Consider the following 26,166-nt stretch of genomic DNA (forward strand, 5'->3'; position numbering starts at 1 on the left):
TCATGGACAAAATCATTGTGTATGTGGACGATGTCGAGTACGCACAGCATCAGCTGGTGCCGATGGAAGGCAAGTTGCCTGGTCAACAGCAGGCGACTCACTGGATCGTGGTCGCCTGCCCGCCGCGGATGACCCGTCATATCAGCAAGTGGGTCAATCACACGGCGCGCGAAAACTGGCGCAACAAATGGGCGGAAAAGCTGTTCTCCCAGATCACGCCGGATCTGCAGGCACAGGGCCACAAGGTCACGCCGGTTCTGTCGCGCGGCCCCTTGGTCGAAATGACCCGCGAGCTGCTGGAAAAGCATGGCACCGCGCGCGTCCTCGACGCACGCCGCCCGAAGTTTGGCCAGGATATGGCGCCGGTCACACCGGACCAGCCCGCCACCCAGGAGGCACGTTGGGCCGTCCCAGGGGCGGTAGCCGGCATGGGCGCTTTCCTGGTTCTGGCCAGCGAATAGCACCAGCGAAGGACTTCATGCGCGGGTGCTATGCTTGCCCGCCATGAAACTCCTGATCAAGTGGCTACTGAGCGCGACCGCCTTGCTGGCGGTCGCGCATCTTTACAGTGGCGTCGAACTCCAAAGCTTCACCGCCGCGCTGCTGGCGGCCTTCGTCATCGGCTTGTTCAACATCTTCCTGAGACCCATCCTCGTCCTGCTGACACTTCCTGTCACGCTGATCACGCTCGGCCTGTTTCTCTTTGTCATCAATGCGCTGCTGTTCTGGGCTGCGGCGATTGTGCTGGACGATTTTCAGGTGCGCGACTTCGCAGCCGCCCTGCTGGGTTCGCTGCTGTACTCGATGTTCAGCCTCGTGATCGACTCAGCGCTCGAGCGCCTGTTCCCGCAAAAGTAGATCGATCTGCCGGCTACGTGTGTCGATGATCGACGCCTCGACGTGATCCACGTTGGGGCCCTGTCGTGCCAGCTCTTGCGCCGCGCGCAGGCGGTCGCGGGCTGCGGCATAGTCCAGGCGGGCAGCATGCACCTCGGCCTCGGCCCGCACGGCCCGCAAGGTCTGGCCCTGGGCAGCATAGGCCTGCGACAACAGCTGCCAGGCTTGGGCATCCCGTGGCCGGCTGGCCAGCCAGACCTGAAGCGGCTCGGCCGCTTCGCTCGGCTGCCCGCTCTGCGTCCGGGCGCGGGCCCGCAGGAACAGCAGGGGTCGGGTCATGGCACCGCCGGCACCGGGCGCAGCCCCTGCCAGGAAAGTGCTCGCGCGACGCGGATCCCCGGCTGCCAGAGCGATCTCGGCACCCAGCAGGCGTGCCTGGTAGGCCGCGCGCGCATCATCGCGCACCGTGCCCTGCAAACGCTCCTGCAAACGCAGTGCCTGCTCAAATTCGCGCAGGCCCAACGCACCCAGAGCCGCCGCATAAAGCACGCCGGCCTGCTCAGCCGGCGACATCGCCGCGGTTTCGCCCTGCGCCCGCAGCAGCGCAGCGCGCAGGCTGTCGACCTCCGGATTTGCCAACATGCGCGCTCGCGCCGGCAGCATGGCATGTGTCATCGTGAGTTGAAGTGCGGTGGCATGCGTCTGGAGCTGCTGTCGTGCCTGCATGTCGGCAATGCGCTCCGTGGTCAGCGGGTGGCTGCGCAAGTAGGGAAAGGCTCCCGTGTCGTTGAAACGGTTGGCTTGCTGCAGTTTTTCGAACATGCCGACGAAGCCCCGGGCATCGAAGCCGGCCTGCGTCATGACGCCATAACCCACGCGATCGGCTTCGCGCTCCATGTCACGTGAAAAATTGAGCTGCCCCTGCACGGCGGCCGCCTGTCCGCCCACGATCATGGCGCCAGCCGCACCGGGATTGCTGGCCGCGGCAAGCGCGCCCAGGATCATGGCGCCAAGCAGCCAGGGCGCCTGATTGCTCTGGCGGCTGATGATGCGCACGATGTGGCGTTGCGTCACGTGGCTGAGTTCGTGCGCCAGCACTGAGGCCAGTTCATCTTCGCTGCTCACCACGGCGATCAGGCCCAGATGCACCCCCATATAGCCACCAGGCAATGCAAAGGCGTTGACGCTGCGGTCCCGCCCCAGGACGACATCCCAGGCAAAACGCTCCTCCAGTTCCGGCTGCAACTCACCGCGCTGGCGCGCCCCGTCCATCAGGCGTTGCCAGATACCCTGGACGTATTCGCCCAGGATGGCATCGTCCAGGTAATCGGGGTCACGGTAGAGTTCCCGGGCGATCCGGTCGCCCAGTCGGCGTTCGGCGCTGCTGCTCATCTCCACCCCGTCGCCAAGTGCGGGCAAGGAGGTCTGCGCTGCGACCGGTGCCAGGCCTTGGAGGAGCACCAGCAGCCCGACCAGAAACTTCCGCACGGTACGGGGACGGAAAATCGGGGCTCTTTTCAAAACGAATCCAGCGCTACAAAACCGCGCAAGTCGGCGCTCTGCGCATCGAGCAGCACAGTCCAGAAGGACTTGCGGGCCACCATGGGCAGATACACCAGTTCCCCCGCACTCTTGCCCGTTTGCGCCACGCCCGCATGGATCGCCGCTGCCTGCTGCGGAAAGCGTGCACTCAGCTCAGTCACGGGTTTGGCAGCTGCCAGGATGCGTACACGCGCCTGCGGATAGGCCTGCCAGAGATCGGGGCGCGCGCTCAGCGGTAGGCCCTGCAAGGCCATCAGGGTGGCCGTGGTCTCTTCGTTGACATCGCGAAAGGGCCGCAGCGCCAGAATGGTGGGCCCGGTCAGTGGCATCCCGCGCACATCTCCCGGCGCCTGGCCCAACAGCTCCTCGGGCACCTCGATGGCATGCACCACGCGAAAGCGGTCGTATTCGAACACCAGATGCACCGGTCGGGCCACGAAAACCGTCCACAAACCGTAACCCAGCGCCGCCAGCTGGATCAAACCCACCACGGTCAGATCCCGCACCAGTTCGCTGCGGGGCTTGCTGCGGTTGAAGACAGTCAAGGTGATCAGGGGACCCAGAATGACGTCAACCATGATCACGATCAGGAACAGCTCGCGCCCCCCCGAGGTATCGCGGTAGGGGTAGGGATACCAGAGCCCGAACACCAGCAATGCCGCCAGGGTCGCAATGATCAGGCTGAGGCCCAGGTGGATAACGCTGGCTTTGAGTCGGTCTTGCCAGTGGAATGCTCTCGTCTGCGTCATGGCCGTATGATGCTTGAGTTGTGTAGAGGTTTCGTAAACCCGGGATTTTCCATGAGTTCTCTGACCCATTTTGATGCCCAAGGCCAGGCCCATATGGTGGATGTGGCCGCCAAGGCCAGCACCCACCGCATCGCGGTGGCCACCGGCAGGATCGAGATGTTACCGGCCACCCTGGCAATTATCGAGTCCGGCACCGCCAAAAAGGGGGATGTGCTGGGGATCGCCCGCATTGCGGGCATCCAGGCTACCAAGAAGACCAGCGATCTGATTCCCTTGTGTCACCCCTTGGCACTCACGCGTGTCGCCCTCGATTTCTCGCTACACCCCGCTGGCGCTGACACACCGGCCCACGTGGTCTGTACGGCCACCGTGGAAACCGTAGGACCGACCGGGGTTGAAATGGAAGCCCTGACGGCCGTGCAGGTCGCGCTGCTGACGATCTATGACATGTGCAAGGCGGTTGACCGTGGCATGACCATGACCGGTGTCCATCTTCTGGAAAAGCATGGCGGAAAGTCCGGCAGGTATCTGGCTTCCTGAAGATTTGCTACTGAGGCGTTACCGGCTTTAGCTGTTTCTCCGCCCAACGCGCATGCTCTTTCGGGAAGGCTGCTTTGTAGCGCACCAGATAGAAGCGCACCGCATCGTCTTGTCCCAAAAGGACCGCACACTCGATCAGTTTCTCGATCACGCGTGCTTCGGGTGAATAGTGCAACACCCGCTCCCCCATTTCGTACAGGTACGCTGCATTCTCTGGGGTCAGCGGCGTTATGGTGAACTCTGCAAACTGGACCTGATCCTGAAACAGCCACGTCCCCCGTATCTTCTCTAACGTGTTGTCGCGGTAAGCTGCCGCTCTGAAATCCGGCGGGTAGAAGATCTGGCTGACGCGGTAGTAGTCCCAGGCCGAGTAACCCAGCCCCGCCAGAGCGATTGCTGCCAAGACCCATTCCCGCTTCCTGCGGGCAAACTGAGCCGTCATCACAGACGGCGACCCGGTTTGCCTGACCAGGACCCAGACGCAGAGCAGCGCCGCGAGCTGAAATGGGCCAAACCAAAGCGGGTATTCCAGCATGCTGTGCAGAAGGATCAGGCCGAGCACGCACCACGCCACTTGTCGGTCGGCATCCGTTTCTCGCCAAGGGCGCGCGCGCCAGCCCAGCCACAGTATCAGTCCACAAAGCAGCAAGGCTGCCGGCACGCCCAATTCCACACCAAGATGCAGCGGCAGGTTGTGCGCGTTATCGAGAATTTCGCAGAAGCGAACGCCTGGATAGAGCGTGATGAAATGTGCATAGTCCAGTTCACCCCAGCCCCAACCGGTCCACGGCCTGGCAGCGATCAGGTGCGTCACGTTGTCCCAGAGGGCGAGCCGGCTGGCACACGGATCTTCTGCCGCTCGCAAGCGCGACCACACCCCCAGGGTAGATGCATCATTGCCTGCAAATGGTGGCAGCTGCATGCTTGTGACCACATACGCGAGCAATCCACCAATCAGCAGCCGACGTTGGTCTGCTTGGCGCCACAGCCCCCAGACTGCGGCCATCCCGGCCAGCATGATCAACTGCAGCAGGCCGGTACGCGACGCGGATGTTGCATTGGCTGCAGCCAGAACAAGCGCCATTCCGAACAGCCCCGTCTTCAGCATGCTGTTCGCTGGATTTGCCTTCGCCGACATCACGATCGCCGCGGCCAACCCCATATTGGTCAGCGTGGCAAACTGGTTCTTCTGGCGCAAATTGCCATACGCCTCTCCTGCCGGAGCGTAGGCGAGCCACGGACCGAGGCCATGTGCCCATCCGGAATACTGGAGCAAGCCGATGACGGCGCTCAGAGCGGCGGCCAGCAACCAGCCCGTGAAGATGACGTTCGCCGAAAGCTGACGTCTGCCCAGCCACAGCAGAACGCCAGAGCCGAAGGTCACCTGCCACGACAAAACGCTAGGCGACGGACCGAACGTCCAGGGATTGAGCCACGGTAGCGCCAGAAGCAAAACCAGCGCGCTGTCTCGGTATCCCATACTCACTCTGGCAACTTCAGTTCTTTCAGCTGCGGGTACTGATTGTTTTGTTGTTCCAGGATCAGCTGTCTGGTTTGCCTGTAGCTGATTTCGCCGTAGTGGGCCCGGAGGGATTTCATCTCTACTTGGGCCTGCTCAACCTGCCCGTTCAATGCAAGTGCCACTGCGTAGCGCATTTGCAGGATCGCCCAGTTGTAGTTTCTGTTGAGCGTTCTCATGCTCTCCAGCTCTGCGCTGGACATCCCTGGGCGGGGATTGACCCGTCCCAGTGTCAGAACGGCACCCAGCTGGTTGAGTATCCACAGATCTGGTGCTTCATAATTTTCCGGTGTGCGACCGACGCTTCGCATCTCAAAGCGCATGACCCGGTAGTCTTCCTCCACCTGCACATACTCGTATCCAACTCGCGCGGACAAACCAGCAAACACCAGAACCAGCGTGATCCCTATCCACCTTGCTGGCAAGCGATCGATAATCCACGCACTTGATTTCTCGGCACTTTGCCTGATGCTCATTGAACCGAACAGGAACGCGACCGTGAAGAGAAAATAGGCATACGCGAACGGGAATTCAACCAGGCTGTGAACCAGAACCGGTAGTGTCGCTGCCAACAGCAGCAGTTGGCGCGGGTCATTGATGCGGTACGCGGCGCGTAGCAGCCACCAGGCCATGGTTGCCATCAACAGAATCGCCAGCGGTATACCCAGCCACAACATGAGATCCAGCGCAAGGCTATGTGCGTAGTCGGTGAGCAAGCCGTTGCTGATGTAAGCCGTACCTGCCTTGTGGCCCGCCACCGTTTGCCCCCAACCGTAACCCCACCACGGCGACTGCTCAATGCCGGCCAGGATCTGGCGCCATAAGACCACGCGGGCGCTGTCCTGCGTCAAGCTAGCAACCGCCCGCGACTCCCCTGTTGCCAATAACGTGACGTTTGCAGGCTTCCAGGCTATCCACATGCCCAGCAGCATGGCCCACCAGCCCAGCATGGCTCGCGCCCCCCCGATCCTCCAGGATTTCTTGCCGCGCCACAGAAGAAAGAGGCCCAGCAAGGCTGCGGACAGCCAGCCGGCGCGGGATTGCGCCATGGTCAGCCCGAAGGACAGCCAAGCGACCAAAGCCCAGGTTTGCCAGCCCCTCAGGTAGTGTTGCTGGTAGAGCCAGACGCTCATCACCAGCCCCATCAGGAGCAGGGTGGCCAAGTGGTTGGACTGGGCCAGATTGCCGTTGGGACGCCCGCCCTGAGGGCGCTCCACGATCAGATTGGCGTAACCCGCCTCCAGATCGAGCCACTGCAAGGCCGCGATATAGACTGAGATAACAGCGGCGACGACCAGCAAACCCGCCAGCCAGCTCAATACCTTGTCACCGGCGGTGGATTCATCCGCAAGGTTACTACCCAGCAACCAGGCCAAGGTGAATCCACAGAGATAGAGGCTGTTCATGACGGCCCCACCAGAGTAGGCGATTTGCCCCGCCGCCCATTGCAGCCAGATCACCCCGACCAGTGCCATGGGCAGCAGGACGGCCCGGTCCAGCGCCAAAGTCTGTTTTCGGGACGCCCAGGCCAGACTCACCACCACCAAGGACAGAAACGTCAGGGCTTCGCTGTGAAAGCTTAGCCACGGCGGGTAATGGTTGGGCGTCAACCAAGCCCCTAGATAGGCCAAAAGACCCAACGCCAAAACAAGCGTGGGCCATGAAAAACGCCCCTCGCGGGGCGTTTTATTTGTGACGCTTGCGCTAGGCAAGATCAACCGCGGCAGGAGCCGGGCAGGAAATTGGGCTTGACGTTCGTGCCATCACCCGTGGCACCACAACGCCAGCCGAAGACCGGCGTGCCCAGATCGGCAGCCACCAACGGCACAGCCGCGCTTTTCATCGGCACCAGGGTCACATCACCCTGAGCACCCTCCACCAAGGAGGTAACCGTGATCTTGCCATTGATATCGGTGTAGATGGAAGCCACGTACTTGCTGGGCTGAGCGGTATTGGTCGACACGTTCGGGCCGGCCTCGCAACCCCAGTTGTTAGCGGCGGTGGACATGGTGGCGGACTGGTACATCTCGGTGATGGTGGTACGGCAGGCAGAAGCCGCCAGAATCACTTCGGACATCTTGGCACGCTTGGTGTAGTCCTGATAGGCCGGCAGGGCGACGGCGGCCAGAATGCCGATGATCGCAACCACGATCATCAGTTCGATCAGGGTGAAACCCTTTTGCAGAGTACGCATGAATAGCTCCTTGGTTAAAGAAATGGATACAGCGGTGCTGTATGGTACCTAACCAGCAGTTTCCGTGCCAGCCCGGAACTGTGAACTAATTCGTTGCTTTGCGGCAAAGTCCATGAATCAAGGCCCATTCCAAGCCCATCTCTGTTCAATTTTCGTATTGGACTGACATTTTTGTTCAACCAACTTTGTCACTTGATGCAGACCTGACGCACCTGCTTCAGGTCCGTCATGCCCAACATGATCTTCTCCATGCCGTCCATTTTCAGGGTCCGCATCCCGCTTTCCACGGCCGCAGCGAAGATTTCGGCCACGCGGGCCCGCTCCTGCACCAGCTTTTTGATGTGGTCGTCGGCGATCAGCAACTCATGCAAGCCCAGCCGGCCCTTGTAGCCGGTCTTGTTGCATTTGTCGCAGCCCACGGCCTTGTAGAAGCGCAGCTTGCCGTCTTCTCCGTAGTTGACCACCCACTCCTCATAGAGCTTCTGGGCTTCGCCACTGAAGTCCGCCTTCCAGGCCTTGGTGTTGCGCAATTCCTGGGCGTACTCGGAGATGAAGCTGTTGACCTCCGATGTGCCTGGGTTGTAGGGCTCCTTGCAGTCGCACAGCTTCTTGGCCAGACGCTGGGCCAGGATGCCCAGCAGTGCGTCGGCAAAGTTGAAGGGGTCCATGCCCATGTCCAGCAGGCGCGTGATGGACTCCGGCGCGGAGTTCGTGTGCAGGGTGGAGAACACCAGGTGGCCGGTCAGCGAGGCTTCCACGCCCATGGACACGGTCTCCTTGTCGCGCGACTCGCCCACCATGATGATGTCCGGGTCGGCGCGCAGGAAGGCCCGCATGATCAGCGCGAAGTCGATGCCGGCCTTCTTGTTGATCTGCACCTGCCGCAGGCCCTTTTGCGTGATTTCCACCGGGTCCTCGGCCGTCCAGATCTTGGTGTCCGGCGTGTTGAGGAATTTGAGGATGGAGTGCAGCGTGGTGGTCTTGCCGGAGCCCGTCGGGCCACAGACATAAAACAGGCCATAGGGCTTGCTGACCGTGGATTCGAGGCGTTCACGGTTATGCGGAGTCAGCCCCAGCTTTTCGAGCGGGATCGGCTCACCCGCCGCCAGGATACGCATGACCACGTCTTCCACGCCGCCGGCCGAGGGAATGGTCGCGACCCGCAGCTCGATGTCCAGCGGCCCGTACTTCTTGAACTTGATCTTGCCGTCCTGCGGCTTGCGACGCTCTGAAATATCGAGGTCGCACATGATCTTCAGGCGCGTGACCATGGCCTGGCGGAAATGTGCCGGCACCTCGATATAGGGCGCCAATGTGCCGTCGATGCGGAAGCGGATGCCGGTCTTGAGCTTGCCCGGCATGGGCTCGATGTGGATGTCCGAGGCCTTCTGCTGATAGGCCTCGATGATGATCTTGTTGACGAACTTGACCAGTTCATTGTCCGCCGCAGCCGACTCCAGCGAATCGTCGTTGCCACCCTCGTCATCGAGCGGGCCGCCCATGTCGGCCAGCAACTGGTCGATCGAAGTGCCGTCGGCTATGGCACCGAACAGCTGGGCCAGCGTCTGCTCGAACTCGGTCTGCGTCGTGACACGGTAGGAGAACTTGTTGATGCGTGAGAACACCTGCGGCACGACGCGCGCGCCGCGTGTGGCCTCGGGGTCCAGGCACATGATGACCAGGCCCTCGGGAGACTCTTCCAGCGGGATCCAGCCCTGGCCTTCGGCGAATTCACGCTTGAGCGAACCATGCAGCATTTCGGAACGGATGCGCCCCGCATTGAAGGGCTCGTAAGGCACGCCGAAAAACCTGGCCAGCGAGGGGCCGACCTGGGCCGGCGTGATCTGGTGCTTGCTCAGCAACAGATGCTCGACCGGCTGGCCTTCGTTGCGCGCCTCCTGGACGCAGTCCTGCAGCTGGGTACCGCTGAGCAGGCCATCTGCAACCAGGCCGTCATACTTGGTCGCCCGGATACGCTGCGGCTCATCCACCTTCTGGAGGCGCTGGCGAATGGCCGTGGCCAGTGTCTTGCAAAGCTGGATGACACCCTTGATATCCAGCTCGCTGAAGGGCTGGTCGTTCTTGTTGTTGATGACCTGCAGCACGCCGTAAAGGTTGCCGCCCTCGATGATGGGCGATACCAGCATCTGCTTGGTCCGGTAGCCGGAGCGCTTGTCGACCTCCTTGAGGAAGGCCAGTTGGGGATGGATCTGCTTGAGCGCCTCCTCATCGTAGACATCCGCGAGGTTCAGCAGCTTGCGGCTGAAGGCCACATACCCTGCGATGCTCTGGGGGCTGATGGGCAGCTTCAGTTCGCGGCTGCTGGTCAGGCCGGTCTTGATCTTGGAAACGATGGATGTTTCGTCATCGCTGATCGCATACAGGGTCAGGCGGTCGGCGTTGAACAGCTTGCAGATCTCGGGACTGACCTCCAGCATGATCTGCTCGACGTTTTCAGTCTCGTGTATGCGCAGCACCACCTGCTTGAGCTGGCGCACAAACAGGGCCTCAAAAGACTTGTCCTGCTTGTCCGATGTCGGTTGCCGGGAATCGGGGAAGGCCTGCTCGGCAGGCGTGCCTCCGCCCGGTGGTTTCATGACGGCGCTCATAGTTCAAACTCCTGCCCGGCCTGCATCCAGCGTATGTCATGCGCTGCCTGCTTCGCACCGGGACGGTGGCCTTCCAGTTTGCGGATTTCAGACATGATCAACTCGGTTTCTGCTGGTTTGGTATGCGTGATGTAGATCGGGTATTTTTTGTCAGTCGCAATACAGTCCAGCTCCTGCGCAAGTACTTCGGGCGAAAGATGCTGGCTCGTTTCTGCGAGCTGGCTCTCGCGACTGCTAAAGGCCGTTTCAATCACGAGCATGCTGACGTCGAGCTGGTTGACCCTGCGCCAGAAAGCGGGGTTGCGCCCTGTGTCGCCCGAAAACACCCAGCAGGCCTGCTGCGCCATCACGGCATAACCCACCGCTGGCACCGTGTGCACGGCCGGCAGCACCTCGATGTGCTTATCGCCTATGCGCAACACCTGCCCCACCCGGATCTCCTCGAAGCGGATAAACGGGGTAGTGACCGTGGGCAGACGCGTGAAATCCGGCCAGATGACATCGTTGAAGATATGGTCCTTGAGTGCCTCGATGGTGCCCGCCAGCGCATGTACCAGCACCGGACGGCCACGACGCGTTGCAATCGCGTCGAGCATCAGGGGCAAAGCAGCCACATGGTCCAGGTGGGCATGCGTCAACAGCACATGGTCGATGCCCAGCATTTCGTCCAGGGTCAGGTCGCCAACCCCCGTCCCCGCATCTACCAGAACGTCGTCATCGACAAGAAAGGACGTGGTGCGGCATTCCCTGGCGATCGCGCCTGAGCAGCCCAACACACGCACCTTCATGACCACTCCTTAGTCTGCCTGCGCCAGACGCAGGCTTGCGGGGTTCGGCGGACCCGACCGGACCCGCCGCAGGCTCAATTCTGGATGAATTGCATTTTCGTGCCCGCCAGTTCGATCACGTCGCCACTCTTGAGGGCTACGGGCTCGTTGCCGATCGGAGCACCGTTGAGCAGCGGAATACCGGAGCCCTCGACATGCGCCACGACAAAACCCTGGGATCGGCGAGAGATCGAAGCCACGGCCACCCCCGGCTTGCCCACCGTCGTGACCGCCTTGGTCAGCGGGACTTCGCGGCCAGAAGCCGTACCGGAAAGTACGCGCAGCGCGCCATTGAGGTTGCCGCCCTCTGCGGCGGCGGCGGCCGGCATCGGGGTTTCTCCCGGCTTGAAGAGCATGGTCTTGTCAAATCCCGGGGCCTCGGCCTCGTTGACGAACTTGATCTTGTACTTGCCAACCTCAATGGTGTCGCCGTTCTGCAAAGCCTGCTTCTTGACGGCCTTGCCATTGACATAGGTGCCATTGGTGCTGTTCAGATCTTCCAGCGTGACCTCGTTGCCAGACAGCTGCAATGCTGCATGTTCACCACTGACGGCCAGATTGTCGATCACCACGTCGTTGTATGGTCGCCTCCCGAAGGTTGTGCGCTCCTTGGTCAACTGCACTTCCTTGATGACAACACCGTCGATCGATACGATCATTTTCGGCATGCCCGACTCCTATTCCTGTTGCTCGTTATGAATATGCCTTTGCTATTTTCCCAGCAATCGGGCCATTAGACCGCGCTTTTCTGCACCCATCTCGGCCTGGACCAGCAGGACCGTGATATTGTCGCGACCGCCATGTGCATTGGCGGTGTCGACCAAGGCCTTCGCCCGCAGCTCAGCGGTCAATGGCATCTGCAGGATTTTCGCAATGTCCTGATCCCTGACCATATCGGACAAACCATCCGAGCACATCAGGTAGATGTCGCCGGGTTCAACAGCGTGCTCATGTACCTCCAGCAGGACCCCATCGTCCACCCCGAGGGCACGCGTCACCAGATTCTTGTTCATGGACAAGGCCGCCTGCTCGGGCGTCAGCAGGCCGGCGTCGATCTGCTCCTGCAGCAATGAATGATCCCGCGTGATCTGGACCAATTCCCCCTGGCGAAGCCGGTAGCAGCGTGAATCGCCGATGTGCCCGATCACCAGGTCTGCACCACGAAACACGCCGGCCACCAGGGTGGTACCCATGCCGGAATAGTGCGCATTGGCGTGCGCGGCCCGGAAAACCGCCGCGTTGGCATTGCCCACGCAGATTTCAAGTGCCCGGCGTATGTCCTGAACGGTAGCTGTCGTCGCCGATTCGGTGAGCCAGCGGCTCATCTCCGAATTGATGATGGACGTGGCCATGCTGCTGGCCACTTCCCCGGCGTTATAGCCGCCCATGCCGTCAGCGAGGATGGCTACACCCGTGCCTTCGTCAAAGCCGACTGCGTCTTCGTTGTTTTCCCGCGTCAGGCCCGAGTCGGTCTGCGCGCAAAACCTGTAAATCATGGCTTCTGTCGTCATGGCTCAATGATTTACCCGGGGGAAGATCGGACCTGCAAAAAGGCCATGCCGCACGCCCGTATTCAGGAAGGATGCTCGCAAAGGCACGGCAAACGCCGGCCTCAATTCCGGTGGAGACCGCCTGCTGGAGTTTGAAGTTGCCAATTCGTGCCTGTTCAGATCCGCGGGGCTCGTGATGTAGATATTCAAGAGCCCACCATGAAACCAGCGTACTGAGCGTACGCAATACAAGCTGACAACCTTAGCAGAGCAACTTCCGGCCGGCAAGGTAGTAATGCGCAGGGTTTGTCTTTTTTTTGCAAAGTCCTGGGCCTGGCCGGGATAAGGGCCGGCCCGGAAACCGGGATACCCCGGAAACCGGCTCCGGCCCAGCCGAAATCAGCCTTCTGCCGTCGACTTATGTCGCTTCTGCAGAGCGCGCCCCAGCAGGACCACAAAGATCGCGCCCGCTGCGGCGGCCACGTAATGCAGCCAGGGATTTTCCATGGCGATTTCCTTGAGCGCCACGTCACTGACGATGGTCTCGCCACCGACCCAGCCAATCAAGGCCGCGCCCAATGTCACGATGATCGGGAAACGCTCCATGAGCTTGATCATCAAGGTGCTGCCGAAAATCACCAGGGGAATACTGATCGCCAGACCGATCATGAGCAGCAGGTTGCTGCCCTTGGCAGCGGCCGCGACGGCAATCACGTTGTCCAGACTCATGACCACATCGGCGATGAGGATGGTGCGCACAGCAGCCATCAGGCCGCCGCCCTCCTTGCCATGCCCCTCTTCTTCTTCGTCGTCTTCACTGAGCAGCTGCACACCGATATACAGCAGCAGCAGACCACCGACCACCTGAAGGAAAGACATCTGCAGCAGCTGGGCTGCCACCAGGGTCAACGCGATACGCAATACAACGGCGGCGCCCGAGCCAAAAAGAATGGCTTTTTGTTGCTGATGCGGCGGCAGCGATCGGGCCGCCAGCGCAATCACAACGGCGTTGTCGCCGGACAGAATGATGTTGATCCAGACGATCTTGAGCAGACCGATCCAGAAGTTGACATCCTGCAAGAATTCCATCGAAGTGCTCCTGAAGTTATATCTGTAATGAAAGAGCGCTCCAGACAGCCCGTCTGGAGCGCTCCCAGGGATCTTTCGACCAAGTGTGCCTTAACTGCACACACTTATGGATGCGTATTTTTGCTTACAGCAGCGCCTTCAGCAGCTTGCCCATCTCGGACGGATTGCGGGTGATCTTGAAGCCGCACTCCTCCATGACCGCCAATTTGGCGTCGGCCGTGTCGGCGCCACCGGAAATCAGGGCGCCGGCATGGCCCATGCGCTTGCCGGGGGGGGCCGTCACGCCGGCAATGAAGCCGACCACGGGTTTTTTCATGTTGGCCTTGCACCAGCGCGCGGCTTCCGCCTCGTCCGGGCCACCGATCTCGCCGATCATGATGACGGCATCGGTGTCCGGATCGTCGTTGAAGGCCCGCATGACGTCGATGTGCTTGAGGCCGTTGATCGGGTCGCCGCCGATGCCCACGGCCGAGGACTGGCCCAGGCCGATTTCGGTGAGTTGCGCCACGGCTTCATAGGTCAGCGTGCCGGAGCGGGACACCACGCCGATACGGCCCTTGCGGTGGATGTGGCCGGGCATGATGCCGATCTTGATCTCGTCGGGCGTGATCAGGCCGGGGCAGTTGGGGCCCAGCAGCAGGGTCTTCTTGCCGCCTGCAGCTTCCTTGGCCTTCATCTTGTTGCGCACCATCAGCATGTCACGCACCGGGATGCCCTCGGTGATACAGATCGCCAGATCCAGATCCGCCTCCACGGCCTCCCAGATGGCTTCCGCGGCGCCAGCCGGGGGAACGTAGATCACGGACACGGTGGCGCCGGTCTGCTTGGCCGCTTCCTTGACGGAAGCGTAGATCGGGATGTTGAAGATGGACTCGCCGGCCTTCTTCGGGTTCACGCCAGCCACGAAGCAGTTCTTGCCGTTGGCGTATTCCTGGCACTTTTCCGTGTGGAACTGGCCGGTCTTGCCGGTGATGCCCTGGGTGATGACTTTGGTGTCTTTGTTGATGTAGATCGACATGACTTTTCCTTCGTGCTTTACTTGGCGGCCTTGACGGCTGCGACCACCTTCTGGGCGGCTTCGGCCATGGTGTCGGCACTGATGATGGGCAGACCGGACCCAGCCAGCATCTTCTTGCCCAGCTCTTCGTTCGTGCCCTTCATGCGTACGACCAGCGGCACGCTCAGGTTCACTGCACGGCAGGCCGTGATCACGCCGGTGGCGATGGTGTCGCACTTCATGATGCCACCGAAGATGTTGACCAGAATGGCCTTCACCTTGTCGTTCTTGAGCATGATCTTGAAGGCTTCCGTGACCTTCTCGGGGGTGGCACCGCCACCCACGTCCAGGAAGTTGGCCGGCTCGGCGCCGAACAGCTTGATGGTGTCCATGGTGGCCATGGCCAGGCCGGCACCGTTCACCAGGCAGCCGATGTTGCCATCGAGCGAAATGTAGGCCAGGTCGAACTTGGAAGCCTCGATTTCGGCCGGGTCCTCCTCGTCCAGGTCACGCAGGGCCACAATCTCGGGATGGCGGAACAGGGCGTTGGCGTCGAAGTTGAACTTGGCGTCCAGGGCGATGACGTTGCCCTTGCCATCGCGGTTCAGCGGGTTGATCTCGACCAACGAGGCGTCGGTCTCCATGTAACACTTGTAGAGCTTCTGGCAGACGTCGATGAACTGGGCTTGCGAATCAGCGGGCATTCCCACGCCCTTGGCCAGTTCCACGCCTTGCGCCTGGGTCAGGCCGGTCAGCGGATCGACGAAGATCTTGACGATCTTCTCGGGCGTGGCGTGCGCCACTTCTTCGATGTCCATGCCGCCCTCACTGGACGCGATGAACGCGACCTTCTGCGTGGCGCGGTCGGTCACCACGGAGAGGTAATACTCTTTCTGGATGTCGGCACCATCCTCGATGTAGAGGCGACGGACCTTCTGACCCTCGGGACCGGTCTGGTGGGTCTTGAGCTGCATACCCAGGATCTCGCCCGCCAGGCGTTTGACGTCGTCGATGGACTTGGCCACCTTCACGCCACCGCCCTTGCCGCGGCCGCCCGCATGGATCTGCGCCTTGACGACCCAGACCGGGCCGCCCAGCTTCTGGGCAGCCTCGACCGCCTCCTGGACTGTGAAGGCCGGAATGCCGCGCGGCACAGGCACACCAAAATGACGCAAGATGTCCTTGCCTTGGTACTCGTGGATCTTCATGAGGGCTCTCTCAGGAAATGGATTTCAGTCCAGCCACGGAACCGGCGTGTCCCGTGGCTGGTGCTGGGGTCAGCACAGCCTTGGAATGTATCATGTTGCTCTGCACCAAAACTGACGGATTTCGGCCCAATCCCATAATTTCGGTCAATCAAGGCATAAGCCATGTCCATCCAGAAAATCTTCATCGACGGTGAAGCCGGAACCACCGGCCTGCAGATCCGTGAGCGCCTGCTGGCCATGCCGCAGGTCGAACTGTTGAGCATTGCAGCGGAGCGGCGCAAGGACCCGGCCGCGAAGCAGGACTTGCTGTCCGGCGCTGACCTGGTGATCCTCTGCCTGCACGACGAGGCCGCTGTCGAGACCGTGGCACTGGTCGACGCGCTGGAAAAGACGTCGGGCCGGCCCGGCCCCAAGATCATCGACGCCTCCACCGCGCACCGGGTCGCACCGGGCTGGGTCTATGGTTTCCCGGAACTCACCGGCAGCCAAGCCCAGGCCGTGGCGCAGGCGCGCCGCGTCGCCAACCCGGGCTGCTACCCGACCGGCGGTATCGCCCTGCTGCGACCGCTGGTCGATGCCGGCCTGCTGCCGCCGGACTATCCGGTCGTGATGTCGGGCTACTCCGGCTATTCGGGTGGCGGCCGCCAGATGATCGAGGCCTATGAGGTCACGCACAGCGCGCCGCCGCTGGAAATCTACGGTCTGAGCCTCGCCCATAAGCACCTGCCCGAGCTGCTGCGCTACAGCGGCCTGAGCCGCCGGCCCATCTTTGTGCCGGCTGTGGGTAATTTCTACGCCGGCATGCTGGACCAGATCGGCCTGCAATTTGATCTGCTGAAGGGCGTCACGCGCACGCAACAGCTGGAAGAGGTGCTCCGTACGCACTACGCCGGCAGCGAATGGGTCAGCGTGGTACCGCCGGCAGCAGGTGGCCGGCTGGAGCCGACCGCGCTCAACGGTACGAACAAAATGGAACTCAGCGTCTATGGCAACGATGCGCTGGGCCAGGCCGTACTGTTGGCGCGCCTGGACAACCTGGGCAAGGGCGCCAGCGGCGCCGCGGTGCAAAACCTCAAACTGATGCTGGGCCTGTGATCAGACTTCCTCGTCGGCCGGATCGCCGCCCAGCACGTGGCGCACCACCTCCCCGGTGAAGCCCCGCGCCAGCAGAAACCGCGTCTGCCGCGCCCGCTCCTGGGGCGTCTGCGGCAGGGCATCGAACTTTCTTTGCCAGACTTCGCGCGCACGTGCCAGCTCGCTTTCCTTGAGGCCGGACAGGGTCCGCGCGATCAGATCGCCGTCCAGCCCCTTGTCCTGCAACTCCTGGCGTATGCGCGTCGAGCCCAGCCGGCTCGCGCGCCGGTTCAGCACCGACTCGGCCACCCGCTCCTCGCTGATGAAGCCCCGGGCCTGCAGTTCGTCGAGCGCCTGCGCCAGCGTGCCGGGCTCCTCCTCGTAAGGCTGGAGCTTGCGCTCAAGCTCGCGGCGCGAGTGCTCGCGCCGGCTCAGCAGGCGCAGCGCCCGGCCCTTGAGGGTGACCTGGAACGACAACCGTGCCGTCGCCATGGCTCGTTCCCCGTTACCGGCTCTCGACTTATTCAGCTTCGGCTTCTGCCGCCTCGTTGAGCAACGGGATGCCCAGCGACTCGCGTACCTTGTTCTCGATTTCGTGCGCCAGTTCCGTGTTCTCGCGCAGGAACTCGCGCGCATTGTCGCGGCCCTGCCCGATCTTCTCGCCGTTATAGGCGTACCAGGCGCCGGATTTCTCGATGATCTTGGCGTTCACGCCCATGTCGATGATCTCGCCCTCGCGGCTGATGCCTTCACCGAACAGGATGTCGAACTCCGCAGTCTTGAAGGGTGGCGCCACCTTGTTCTTGACGATCTTGACCTTGGTTTCGTTGCCAATGGCGTCATCCCCCTTCTTGATGGTGCCCGTGCGGCGAATGTCGATGCGCACCGAGGCGTAGAACTTCAGCGCGTTGCCACCGGTGGTGGTCTCGGGGCTGCCAAACATGACGCCGATCTTCATGCGGATCTGGTTGATGAAGATGACCATGCAGTTGGTCTTCTTGATCGTCGCGGTCAGCTTGCGCAGGGCCTGGCTCATCAGACGCGCCTGCAGGCCGGGCAGGGAATCGCCCATCTCGCCTTCGATCTCGGCCTTGGGTGTCAGGGCGGCCACCGAGTCGATCACGATCAGGTCCACGGCACCGGAGCGCACCAGGCTGTCGACGATCTCCAGCGCCTGCTCGCCTGTGTCGGGTTGGGAGATCAGCAGGTCAGGCAGGTTGACGCCCAGTTTCTGCGCGTACTGCACGTCAAGCGCGTGCTCGGCGTCCACGAAGGCGCAGGTGCCGCCGATCTTCTGCATCTCGGCGATGACCTGCAAGGTCAGCGTGGTCTTGCCCGAGGACTCGGGGCCGTAGATCTCGACCACCCGGCCACGCGGCAGGCCGCCCACGCCCAGGGCGATGTCCAGGCCCAGCGAGCCGGTGGAGACGACCTGGATGTCCTCGATCGCCTCACCCTCGCCCAGGCGCATGATGGTGCCCTTGCCAAATTGCTTCTCGATCTGGGCCAGCGCGGCCTGCAGGGCCTTGGCTTTTTCACTATTGGCGACGCTGATGGATTTGCCGGATACGTCCATGACTTGCTCCTTGGGTGGGGTTGACTTGGTTCCAGTGTTTTTAATCACAGGCTGGATGCTTGATCAGTAATTTATCCGGCTTGTACTTTCGAGTAAAGCCATAAATTAGTCATTTTGGTTTACCATTTAGTCATGACGGATGCTGCCACATTCCCGCTCGACGACGGCTGGCGCCAGACCCACCTGGGGCGCCTGCTGGGCCACGCGATGCGCCGCTTTGACCAGCGCGTGCTCCACCTGATGGCACATGACGCCGAGGTGCCGTTGGCCCTGTCCAACCTCGCGGCGCGCGGCCAGGTCAGCGCCGCCCACATCCACATCACACGCCATCTGGCCGTGCAGGGCGCGCGACTTCAGGAGCTCGCGGAATCGGCCGGCATGAGCAAACAGGCCATGGGCAAGCTGGTCGACCAGTGCGAGGCCTGGGGCCTGGTCACACGCGAAGCCGACCGGCGCGATGGCCGCGCCAAGCTGGTGCGCTTCACGCCCGCGGGCCTGGCCTGGTTGCGCGGCTTCCAGCGGGCCGTGATCCAGGCGGAAGCCGAACTCAAACTGGCCGTAAGCCCCGAAGTAGCCACCGTGATTGCCCTTGGGCTCGAAGCCTATGCCAGCGCCTAGAATCGGCACATGAAGCGCCCAGCCGGCGTCCACAGCCGGCAGGCGCGAGGAGACATGCATGCGGATACTGATCGCCGAGGATGACCAGGTACTGGCCGACGGCCTGCTGCGCACACTGCGCAGTTCAGGTGCGGCCGTGAATCACGTGGCCAGCGGCTCCGAAGCCGACGCGGCGCTGATGACCAACAATGAGTTCGACCTGCTGATCCTGGACCTGGGCCTGCCCAAGCTGCACGGGCTGGAAGTGCTCAGAAAGCTGCGCGCCCGCGGCTCCAGCCTCCCCGTGCTCATCCTCACGGCGGCCGACAGCGTGGAGGAGCGCGTCAAGGGCCTGGACTACGGCGCCGACGACTACATGGCCAAGCCTTTCTCGCTGCAGGAGCTGGAAGCGCGCGTACGCGCGCTGGTGCGCCGCGGCATGGGTGGCACCAGCAGCCATATCAAACACGGTCCGCTCGTCTACGACCAGGCCGGACGCGTGGCCACCATCGACGGGCGCATGGTCGAACTCTCGGCACGCGAACTGGGTCTGCTGGAGGTGCTCCTGCAGCGAACCGGCCGCCTGGTCAGCAAGGACCAGCTGGTCGAGCGCCTCTGTGAGTGGGGCGAGGAAGTGAGCAACAACGCCATCGAGGTCTACATCCACCGCCTGCGCAAGAAGATCGAGAAAGGCCCCATCCGCATCGCCACCGTGCGCGGCCTGGGTTACTGTCTCGAAAAGATCCCGAACAGCTGACCGCCGGGCATGGCCTACTCCACCGCGACGCCTGCATCGTGAAACTTTTCCAGCGCGAGCAGCGCTCGCTCTTCGGTGAGATCCTGGACTGGATGCTCACGCCGCTGCTGCTGCTGTGGCCGATCAGCCTGGTGCTGACCTGGCTGGTCGCGCAAGGCATCGCCGGCAAGCCTTTCGACCGCACGCTCGAATACAACGTCAACGCCCTGGCCCAGCTGGTCACGGTCAACCAGCAGCATGTGCAGTTCAACCTGCCCCTGCCTGCACGCGAGCTGTTGCGCGCCGATGACATCGACACGGTCTATTACCAGGTCCTGGGCGTACGCGGTGAGTACCTCAGTGGAGAGCGCGACTTCCCGCTACCGCCCGAGGACGCCCCGATCACCAGCGGCGAGGTCCGCCTGCGGGACGACACCTTTCACGGCCAGGACATCCGGGTCGCCTACATGTGGGTTCCACTGAACCCGCAGACCTCGAAAACGGTCCTGATCCAGGTCGCAGAAACGCTGGACAAACGATCGGTACTTGCCGCCGAGATCATCAAGGGCGTGATGCTGCCGCAATTCGTGACGCTGCCGCTGGCCGTGCTGCTGGTCTGGCTGGCACTGGTGCAGGCGATCAAGCCCCTCAGCCGCCTGGAAGAGCGCATCCGCGCCCGTCGCCCGGACGACCTCAGCCCGCTGGATGCGCAGACGGTGCCGCTGGAAGTAGCGCCCCTGGTCTCATCGGTCAACGATCTGCTGCTGCGACTCAAGGACTCGATCGGCACGCAAAAACGCTTCCTGGCCGACGCCGCCCACCAGCTCAAGACACCGCTGGCGGGCCTGCGCATGCAGGCCGACCTGGCCCAGCGTGAAGGCACCAGCACCGAAGAACTCAAGCAGTCGCTGCGGCTGATTGGCCGCGCGAGCATCCGCGCCACCCACACCGTCAACCAGTTGCTGGCGCTGGCACGTGCCGAGGCCGGCACCACGGCCATGAGCCGCCAGCCCTGCGATCTGGCCCGGCTCACCATGGAAGTCGTGCAGGACTGCGTGCCGCGCGCCATGGAAAAGCACATCGACCTGGGCTACGAAGGTGCCCAGCCGGCCATGCCCGGCGTCATGCTCGAAGGCAATCCCACGCTGCTCAAGGAGCTGGTACGCAACCTGCTGGACAACGCCATCAACTACACACCGTCCAGCATCGACAAACCGGGGGTCATCACCGCACGCGTGCTGGCCGACCCTTTCGGCAAGATCATCGTGCTGCAAGTGGAGGATTCGGGGCCGGGCATAACGCCGGCCGAGCGTGAGCTGGTGTTCCAGCCCTTTTACCGGGCCCTGGGCAATGACGTGGACGGCTCGGGCCTGGGCCTGCCCATCGCACAGGAAATCGCGCAACAGCACCACGCCCGCATCAGTGTGGAAGACACCCGCCCCAGCCAGACGCCGCCGGGGGCTCGCTTCACGGTGCGCTTCGATCTCACGTCGGAGTGAAGGCCAGCGTGTGCAGGCCGCAAGGCCGCCGGATCAACGGCAGCTGCGCAGCGTCTTGTCGCCTAATGCCGGCTTGATTTCTTCCAGCTTGGGTCGCAGGGCCTCGTCGGCGGCCGGGATGCGCAACTGGCTCTGCCGGATTTCGAGCCGCTCCTGCACCACGCGCGCTGTCCGCACGCCGCGTTTTTGCAGCGCCGCCAATTCGGCCTGGGCCTGGGCCTGGGTCTCGAACCGCCCCAGCGAGAGGCCCAGCTGCAGTTCCGGGTTGTCCAGGGACTGCAGCTTGAGCTTCATCTTCTCCAGCTCCAGGCGCTTTTTGTCCAGCGCTGCGGCGTTGGGAAACTTGCCCATGTAGACGATCCAGCGCGGCGGCTCCACCAGCAGCTCCAGCGACCAGGCACCGGCAGGCAGCGTGGCTTCCAGTGCCTTGCGCACGGTCTCGGTCTGGGCCTCGTCAAACAGGCCGGCCTGCAGGCACTCGGGGGGTTTGGGTGGCGTCAGCGCGACCTGCTCGGCGCGGCGCCCCTCATCGGCCGGCAGGATGCGGATCGCCTCGGGACGGATCTGCTGTGTCAGGCGTTGCGGCTCGCTCTGTTCAGCCGGCGCCCAGCCGTAGCTGCGCAGCATGCCTTGCGACCAGGCGTAATAGCCCGCATTCAACAGGACCAGCAGCAGGACGAGGAGGCGCAGCATGGTGAGAGAGGGTCTTCAGTTCAAGGGCCGGACACTGACTTCAGCGCTGGAGATTTTCTTCAGCCCGGCAGCAGTATGCACGAGCAGCGCGCCGCTGCCATCTACGCCGCGGGCCTGGCCGCCTGTGCCGTCGCTCAAGGTCACCTCGCGGCCGGCCAGCGCATCCCGCGCTGCATAGGCGGGCTGGAAAGGTCCCCAGCCCTGGGCCTCGAAACGCTGTACGTCCCTGACCAGGGGGGCGGCCACGCGCTGCAGCGCCAGCGGTGCCGTCAGCCCCGGGTCGAGTTCCTGCAGCCAGGCCGGCGCCGTGGCCAGCCCGCTCGCGTCCCGCGGGGTGATGTTGATCCCCACGCCGATCACCACGTAGCGCGCAGCGCCGATCTGGGTGGTCTCGATCAGGATGCCGGCCAGCTTGCGGTCGGCCAGCCAGACATCGTTGGGCCACTTGAGTCGCAGGTCCGGGTGCAGGCTGTGCGCCACGCTCAGGCCCACGGCCAGCGACAGGCCGGACCAGTCGGCCATTTGCAGGGGCAGGCCCAGGGAGAAGGTCAGCACCTCCCCTGGCTGCGCCCCGCTGCGCCACGTCCGCCCCAGGCGGCCGCGGCCGGCGGTCTGGGCTTCGGCCACCAGCAGCACCGGCTCCAGCCGGCCCGTACGCGCACGGCGCATCAGCTCGGTGTTGGTGGAATCCACCTGCGGCAGCACCTCGACCGTGAAACCAGGCAAAGTGGATGCCACCGCTTCCCAGATCGCTTCGGCCGGCCAGCGCAACATGGCAAGGTCCTTCAGCGCTTGTCGCTCTTGGACTTGTTCTTCTTTTTGGACTTCTTGGATTTCTTGGGCTCGTCGTCCTTCGGCGCCAGCAGGGTGCCGCGACAGAGCTTGCTGCCGCACCAGCAGGGGTATTCCGACTTGAGCTTCTTGGTGTAGGGCTCGTCGATGATGAGGCCGTAGTCGTAGTTGAGCTCTTCACCGGCCTTGATCTTGCGCAGCGACTTGATGAAGACCCGGCCCTCTTCCTCGTCAGCCTCGCAATTGGGCTCGCAGGAATGGTTGATCCAGCGCGAGGAATTGCCGCCCACCTTGGCGTCGATCACATGGTCTTCATCGACATGAAAATAGAAGGTGTGGTTGGGGTCCTTGGGGTCGTGGGGGTGGCGGCGCAGTGCCTCCTTCCAGTTGATGATCTCGCCCACGTACTCGATGAGGGTTTCGCCCTTGGGGATGTCCTGGACGGCGAAGACCCCCTTGCCATGGACGCCGGAGCGTCGGGTCTGGATACGGCGGCCGGGCTCGGAAACGGAATTCTTGGACACTGCTGAAAAATTTGGTAAGGTGAACTCGTATGGGCGCGCGCGGGCGCGCCCGTGTATGCGTGCGCGTACGCGCACGCGAGAAACTGGATTGTAGTCAGATGAAAAGTACAGCTTCCGCCAAAAACGCCGTTGTCGGCAAAACCCTGGTCATCGCCGAGAAGCCTTCGGTCGCCCAGGACATCGTGCGCGCCCTCACCCCCACGGCGGGCAAGTTCGAAAAGCACGACGAGCATTTCGAGAGTGAGAACTACGTCGTCACGAGCGCCGTCGGCCACCTGGTGGAAATCCAGGCGCCCGAGCAGTACGACGTCAAACGCGGCAAGTGGAGCTTTGCCCATCTGCCGGTGATCCCGCCCCATTTCGACCTCAAGCCGGTCGACAAGACCAAGACGCGCCTGAACGCCGTGGTCAAGCTGGCCAAGCGCAAGGACGTGGGCCAGCTCATCAACGCCTGTGACGCGGGCCGCGAGGGCGAGCTGATCTTCCGCCTGATCGAGCAGTACGCCGGCGGGGCCAAGCCGCTGGGCAAGCCGGTTTCCCGCCTGTGGCTGCAGAGCATGACGCCCCAGGCCATCCGCGACGGCTTCGACAAGCTGCGCAGCGACAAGCAGATGCTGCCCCTGGCCGACGCCGCGCGCAGCCGTTCCGAGGCCGACTGGCTGGTCGGCATCAACGGCACGCGCGCCATGACCGCCTTCAACTCGCGCGACGGCGGCTTTTTCCTGACCACCGTGGGCCGGGTACAGACGCCTACCCTGGCCGTGGTGGTCGAGCGTGAAGAGCAGATCCGCAAGTTCATCAGCCGCAACTACTGGGAAGTGCACGCCAGCTTTGGCGCCCAGGCCGGCGACTACGCAGGCAAGTGGTTTGACCCGAAGTGGAAAAAGACCGAGGACGACGCCGAGAAGCGCGCCGACCGCGTCTGGAACGAGCAGGAGGCCACGGCCATTGCCGACGCCGTGCGCGGCCAGACCGCCACGGTGAGCGAGGAGAGCAAGCCCAGCACCCAGGCCTCGCCCATGCTGTTCGACCTGACCAGCCTGCAACGCGAGGCCAATGGCAAGTTCGGCTTCTCGGCCAAGACCACCCTGTCGATTGCGCAGAGCCTCTACGAGCGCCACAAGGCCCTGACCTACCCGCGGACCGACTCACGCCATCTGCCAGAGGACTATCTGGCCGTGGCCAAGGAGACCTTCGGCATGCTGGCCGACTCCGGCATGAAACACCTGGCACCCCACGCGGCCACGGCGCTCAAGGGCGGCTACGTCAAGCCCAACAAGCGCATCTTCGACAACGCCAAGGTCAGCGACCACTTTGCCATCATCCCCACGCTGCAGGCGCCCAGTGGCCTCTCCGATGCAGAGCAAAAGTTGTACGACCTGGTGGCACGTCGTTTCATGGCGATCTTTTTCCCCAGTGCCGAGTACCAGGTCACCACCCGCATCACCACGGCCGCCGGCCACAACTTCAAGAGCGAAGGCAAGGTGCTGGTCAAGCCGGGCTGGCTGGCCATCTATGGCAAGGAGGCCGAAGACGAGCTGGCGCCGGGCGAGGGCAGCAGCAAGACCCTGGTGCCGGTCCAGGCCGGCGAGAAAGTCAAGATCAACAGCGTCGAGCCCAAGGGGCTGAAGACCCGGCCCCCGGCACGTTATTCGGAAGCCACGCTGCTCTCGGCCATGGAAGGCGCCGGCAAGCTGATCGAGGACGACGAGCTGCGCGAAGCCATGCACGAGAAGGGCCTGGGCACACCGGCCACGCGTGCGGCCATCATCGAAGGCCTGCTCAACGAAAAGTACATGCTGCGCGAAGGCCGCGAGCTGATTCCCACCGCCAAGGCCTCCCAGCTCATGACGCTGTTGCGCGGCCTGGGCGTGGAGGAGCTCTCCAAGCCCGAGCTGACCGGCGAGTGGGAATACAAGCTGTCCGAGATGGAGCACGGCCGCCTTTCGCGCGAAGAGTTCATGCGCGAGATCGCCGCCATGACCGAGCACATCGTCAAAAAGGCCAAGGAGTACGACCGCGACACCGTGCCCGGCGACTACGCCACGCTCACCACCCCCTGCCCCAACTGCGGCGGCGTCGTCAAGGAAAACTACCGTCGCTACACCTGCACCGGCAAGAAGGGGGAGGGCGAGGGCTGCGGCTTTTCCTTTGGCAAGACACCGGCCGGCCGCACTTTCGAAGTCGCGGAGGTGGAGCAATTCCTGCGCGACAAGCGCATTGGCCCGCTGGACGGTTTCCGCTCCAAGGCCGGCTGGCCCTTCACGGCCGAAATGGTGATCAAGTTCGACGAGGAAACGAAGAACTACAAGCTCGAATTCGACTTTGGCGATGACAAGGCGGAGGAGACCGGCGAACTGGTGGACTTCTCGGCCAAGGAATCCTTGGGCGCCTGCCCCAAGTGCGGTGGCGCGGTGTTCGAGCACGGCAAGAACTACGTCTGCGAGAGAACGGTCCCGACCCTGGCCCAACCCACCCCAAGCTGCGACTTCAAGAGCGGCCAGATCATCCTGCAGCAGCCCATCGAGCGCGAACAGATGGCCAAGCTGCTGAGCACGGGCAAGACCGACCTGCTGGACAAGTTTGTCTCGATGCGCACGCGCCGCCCCTTCAAGGCCTTCCTGGCCTGGAGTGCGGAGGCCAACAAAGTCGCCTTCGAATTCGCACCGTCCAAGTTCCCGCCGCGCAAGACTGCTGCCAAGTCCACAGCGGGTGCAGCCGCCAAGACAACGGGCCCGGCGGCCAAGAAGGCGCCAGCCAAAAAGGTAGCGGCCAAGAAGGCGCCAGCCAAAAAAGCCGCCGCAAAAACCACGGCCGCCAAGACCGCGCGCAAACCGGCCGCTGGTTTGACCCCCAGCGCTGAGTTGGCCGCCGTGATCGGAGCTGAACCGGTGGCGCGCACCGCGGTGATCAAGAAGCTGTGGGACTACATCAAGGCCCAGGGCCTGCAGGACGACAAGAACAAACGCGCCATCAACGCCGACGCCAAGCTCAAGCCGGTGTTCGGCAAAGCCCAGGTCACCATGTTCGAACTGGCCGGCATCGTGGGCAAGCACCTGAGTTGAGGCGCGGAT

25 protein-coding genes are annotated in these 26,166 nt (G+C 62.9%); 8 read left to right on the plus strand and 17 right to left on the minus strand.

The annotated features are described in order from the left end of the window. Positions 1-2 precede the first annotated feature (2 nt). Both AC1RRP_RS11185 and AC1RRP_RS11190 read left to right on the plus strand, forming a co-directional pair. Positions 3-461, plus strand: coding sequence for a hypothetical protein (locus AC1RRP_RS11185; RefSeq protein ID WP_493036146.1), 459 nt, complete (start codon positions 3-5; stop codon positions 459-461). Between the two features lie 43 nt (positions 462-504). Beyond that, positions 505-858 carry a phage holin family protein gene (locus AC1RRP_RS11190; RefSeq protein ID WP_493036148.1) on the plus strand — a complete coding sequence of 118 codons (354 nt, stop codon included), beginning with the start codon at positions 505-507 and terminating at the stop codon, positions 856-858. On the opposite strand, the gene AC1RRP_RS11195 is transcribed toward AC1RRP_RS11190, so the two are convergent. Together AC1RRP_RS11195 and tfpZ are read right to left on the minus strand one after the other, a co-directional pair. Then, positions 826-2,325 carry a M48 family metalloprotease gene (locus AC1RRP_RS11195; RefSeq protein WP_493036150.1) on the minus strand — a complete coding sequence of 500 codons (1,500 nt, stop codon included), beginning with the start codon at positions 2,323-2,325 and terminating at the stop codon, positions 826-828. The two genes, AC1RRP_RS11190 and AC1RRP_RS11195, sit on opposite strands and share 33 nt — an antisense overlap. 29 nt (positions 2,326-2,354) lie before the next feature. Continuing rightward, positions 2,355-3,128 carry a TfpX/TfpZ family type IV pilin accessory protein gene (gene tfpZ, locus AC1RRP_RS11200; protein ID WP_493036152.1) on the minus strand — a complete coding sequence of 258 codons (774 nt, stop codon included), beginning with the start codon at positions 3,126-3,128 and terminating at the stop codon, positions 2,355-2,357. Positions 3,129-3,179: 51 nt separating this feature from the next. On the opposite strand from tfpZ, the gene moaC reads away from it, so the two are divergent. After that, positions 3,180-3,668 (plus strand): cyclic pyranopterin monophosphate synthase MoaC, encoded by a 489-nt coding sequence (gene moaC / locus AC1RRP_RS11205; RefSeq protein ID WP_493036154.1) that lies wholly within the window; start codon positions 3,180-3,182, stop codon positions 3,666-3,668. A 7-nt stretch (positions 3,669-3,675) separates the two neighbouring features. Here moaC and AC1RRP_RS11210 read toward each other — a convergent pair whose 3' ends face one another. The 10 genes from AC1RRP_RS11210 to sucC form a co-directional block, all read right to left on the minus strand. Continuing rightward, positions 3,676-5,148, minus strand: a complete 1,473-nt coding sequence (locus AC1RRP_RS11210) for a PglL family O-oligosaccharyltransferase (protein WP_493036155.1) — start codon at positions 5,146-5,148, stop codon at positions 3,676-3,678. Between the two features lie 2 nt (positions 5,149-5,150). Next, entirely contained in the window at positions 5,151-6,797 is a 1,647-nt protein-coding gene (locus AC1RRP_RS11215) for a PglL family O-oligosaccharyltransferase (RefSeq protein ID WP_493036157.1), read from the minus strand. A gap of 104 nt (positions 6,798-6,901) precedes the next feature. Continuing rightward, positions 6,902-7,381 (minus strand): pilin, encoded by a 480-nt coding sequence (locus tag AC1RRP_RS11220; RefSeq protein WP_493036159.1) that lies wholly within the window; start codon positions 7,379-7,381, stop codon positions 6,902-6,904. 188 nt (positions 7,382-7,569) lie between these two features. Next, positions 7,570-9,990, minus strand: coding sequence for a GspE/PulE family protein (locus AC1RRP_RS11225; RefSeq protein ID WP_493036161.1), 2,421 nt, complete (start codon positions 9,988-9,990; stop codon positions 7,570-7,572). Beyond that, the gene (locus AC1RRP_RS11230) at positions 9,987-10,778 is read right to left on the minus strand and encodes a 3',5'-cyclic-nucleotide phosphodiesterase (RefSeq protein ID WP_493036163.1); all 792 of its coding nucleotides are present in this window, start codon (positions 10,776-10,778) and stop codon (positions 9,987-9,989) included. The genes AC1RRP_RS11225 and AC1RRP_RS11230 overlap by 4 nt, the downstream gene beginning before the upstream one ends. A 74-nt stretch (positions 10,779-10,852) precedes the next feature. Then, positions 10,853-11,485, minus strand: a complete 633-nt coding sequence (locus tag AC1RRP_RS11235; RefSeq protein ID WP_493036165.1) for an FHA domain-containing protein — start codon at positions 11,483-11,485, stop codon at positions 10,853-10,855. A 42-nt stretch (positions 11,486-11,527) separates the two neighbouring features. Further along, positions 11,528-12,313: a Stp1/IreP family PP2C-type Ser/Thr phosphatase gene (locus tag AC1RRP_RS11240; RefSeq protein ID WP_493036619.1), complete on the minus strand. Its 786-nt coding sequence runs from the start codon at positions 12,311-12,313 to the stop codon at positions 11,528-11,530. A gap of 393 nt (positions 12,314-12,706) precedes the next feature. Further along, positions 12,707-13,396 (minus strand): TerC family protein, encoded by a 690-nt coding sequence (locus tag AC1RRP_RS11245; RefSeq protein ID WP_493036167.1) that lies wholly within the window; start codon positions 13,394-13,396, stop codon positions 12,707-12,709. Between the two features lie 124 nt (positions 13,397-13,520). Continuing rightward, positions 13,521-14,414, minus strand: a complete 894-nt coding sequence (gene sucD, locus AC1RRP_RS11250) for a succinate--CoA ligase subunit alpha (RefSeq protein ID WP_493036169.1) — start codon at positions 14,412-14,414, stop codon at positions 13,521-13,523. A 17-nt stretch (positions 14,415-14,431) separates the two neighbouring features. Beyond that, on the minus strand, positions 14,432-15,601 hold the full coding sequence (gene sucC / locus AC1RRP_RS11255) for an ADP-forming succinate--CoA ligase subunit beta (protein WP_493036171.1): 1,170 nt from the start codon (positions 15,599-15,601) through the stop codon (positions 14,432-14,434). Between the two features lie 168 nt (positions 15,602-15,769). Between sucC and argC the strand changes: the two genes are divergently transcribed. After that, the gene (gene argC / locus AC1RRP_RS11260) at positions 15,770-16,696 is read left to right on the plus strand and encodes an N-acetyl-gamma-glutamyl-phosphate reductase (protein WP_493036621.1); all 927 of its coding nucleotides are present in this window, start codon (positions 15,770-15,772) and stop codon (positions 16,694-16,696) included. On the opposite strand, the gene recX is transcribed toward argC, so the two are convergent. Together recX and recA are read right to left on the minus strand one after the other, a co-directional pair. After that, entirely contained in the window at positions 16,697-17,167 is a 471-nt protein-coding gene (gene recX / locus AC1RRP_RS11265; protein ID WP_493036173.1) for a recombination regulator RecX, read from the minus strand. A 28-nt stretch (positions 17,168-17,195) separates the two neighbouring features. Further along, a complete protein-coding gene (gene recA / locus AC1RRP_RS11270) occupies positions 17,196-18,251 on the minus strand; it encodes a recombinase RecA (protein ID WP_493036175.1) in 1,056 nt (351 codons plus the stop codon). Between the two features lie 132 nt (positions 18,252-18,383). On the opposite strand from recA, the gene AC1RRP_RS11275 reads away from it, so the two are divergent. Genes AC1RRP_RS11275 through AC1RRP_RS11285 form a run of 3 tightly spaced genes read left to right on the plus strand, consistent with a single transcriptional unit; the run spans position 18,384 to position 21,083 of the window. Further along, the gene (locus tag AC1RRP_RS11275) at positions 18,384-18,869 is read left to right on the plus strand and encodes a MarR family winged helix-turn-helix transcriptional regulator (RefSeq protein WP_493036177.1); all 486 of its coding nucleotides are present in this window, start codon (positions 18,384-18,386) and stop codon (positions 18,867-18,869) included. A 58-nt stretch (positions 18,870-18,927) separates the two neighbouring features. After that, positions 18,928-19,605: a response regulator gene (locus AC1RRP_RS11280; protein ID WP_057674361.1), complete on the plus strand. Its 678-nt coding sequence runs from the start codon at positions 18,928-18,930 to the stop codon at positions 19,603-19,605. 38 nt (positions 19,606-19,643) lie between these two features. Continuing rightward, the gene (locus tag AC1RRP_RS11285) at positions 19,644-21,083 is read left to right on the plus strand and encodes a sensor histidine kinase (protein ID WP_493036179.1); all 1,440 of its coding nucleotides are present in this window, start codon (positions 19,644-19,646) and stop codon (positions 21,081-21,083) included. Between the two features lie 33 nt (positions 21,084-21,116). Here AC1RRP_RS11285 and AC1RRP_RS11290 read toward each other — a convergent pair whose 3' ends face one another. The 3 genes from AC1RRP_RS11290 to AC1RRP_RS11300 are packed head-to-tail and all read right to left on the minus strand — an operon-like array spanning position 21,117 to position 23,092. Further along, positions 21,117-21,776: an SPOR domain-containing protein gene (locus AC1RRP_RS11290; protein WP_493036181.1), complete on the minus strand. Its 660-nt coding sequence runs from the start codon at positions 21,774-21,776 to the stop codon at positions 21,117-21,119. Between the two features lie 15 nt (positions 21,777-21,791). Then, entirely contained in the window at positions 21,792-22,550 is a 759-nt protein-coding gene (locus AC1RRP_RS11295) for a biotin--[acetyl-CoA-carboxylase] ligase (protein ID WP_493036183.1), read from the minus strand. Positions 22,551-22,561: 11 nt separating this feature from the next. Beyond that, positions 22,562-23,092 carry an SET domain-containing protein gene (locus tag AC1RRP_RS11300; protein ID WP_493036185.1) on the minus strand — a complete coding sequence of 177 codons (531 nt, stop codon included), beginning with the start codon at positions 23,090-23,092 and terminating at the stop codon, positions 22,562-22,564. A 98-nt stretch (positions 23,093-23,190) separates the two neighbouring features. Here AC1RRP_RS11300 and AC1RRP_RS11305 point away from each other — a divergent pair, with 98 nt between their 5' ends. Next, a complete protein-coding gene (locus AC1RRP_RS11305) occupies positions 23,191-26,157 on the plus strand; it encodes a DNA topoisomerase III (RefSeq protein ID WP_493036187.1) in 2,967 nt (988 codons plus the stop codon). Positions 26,158-26,166: the final 9 nt, after the last annotated feature.

The organism is Hylemonella sp. GW821-FHT12C09 (assembly GCF_058807395.1).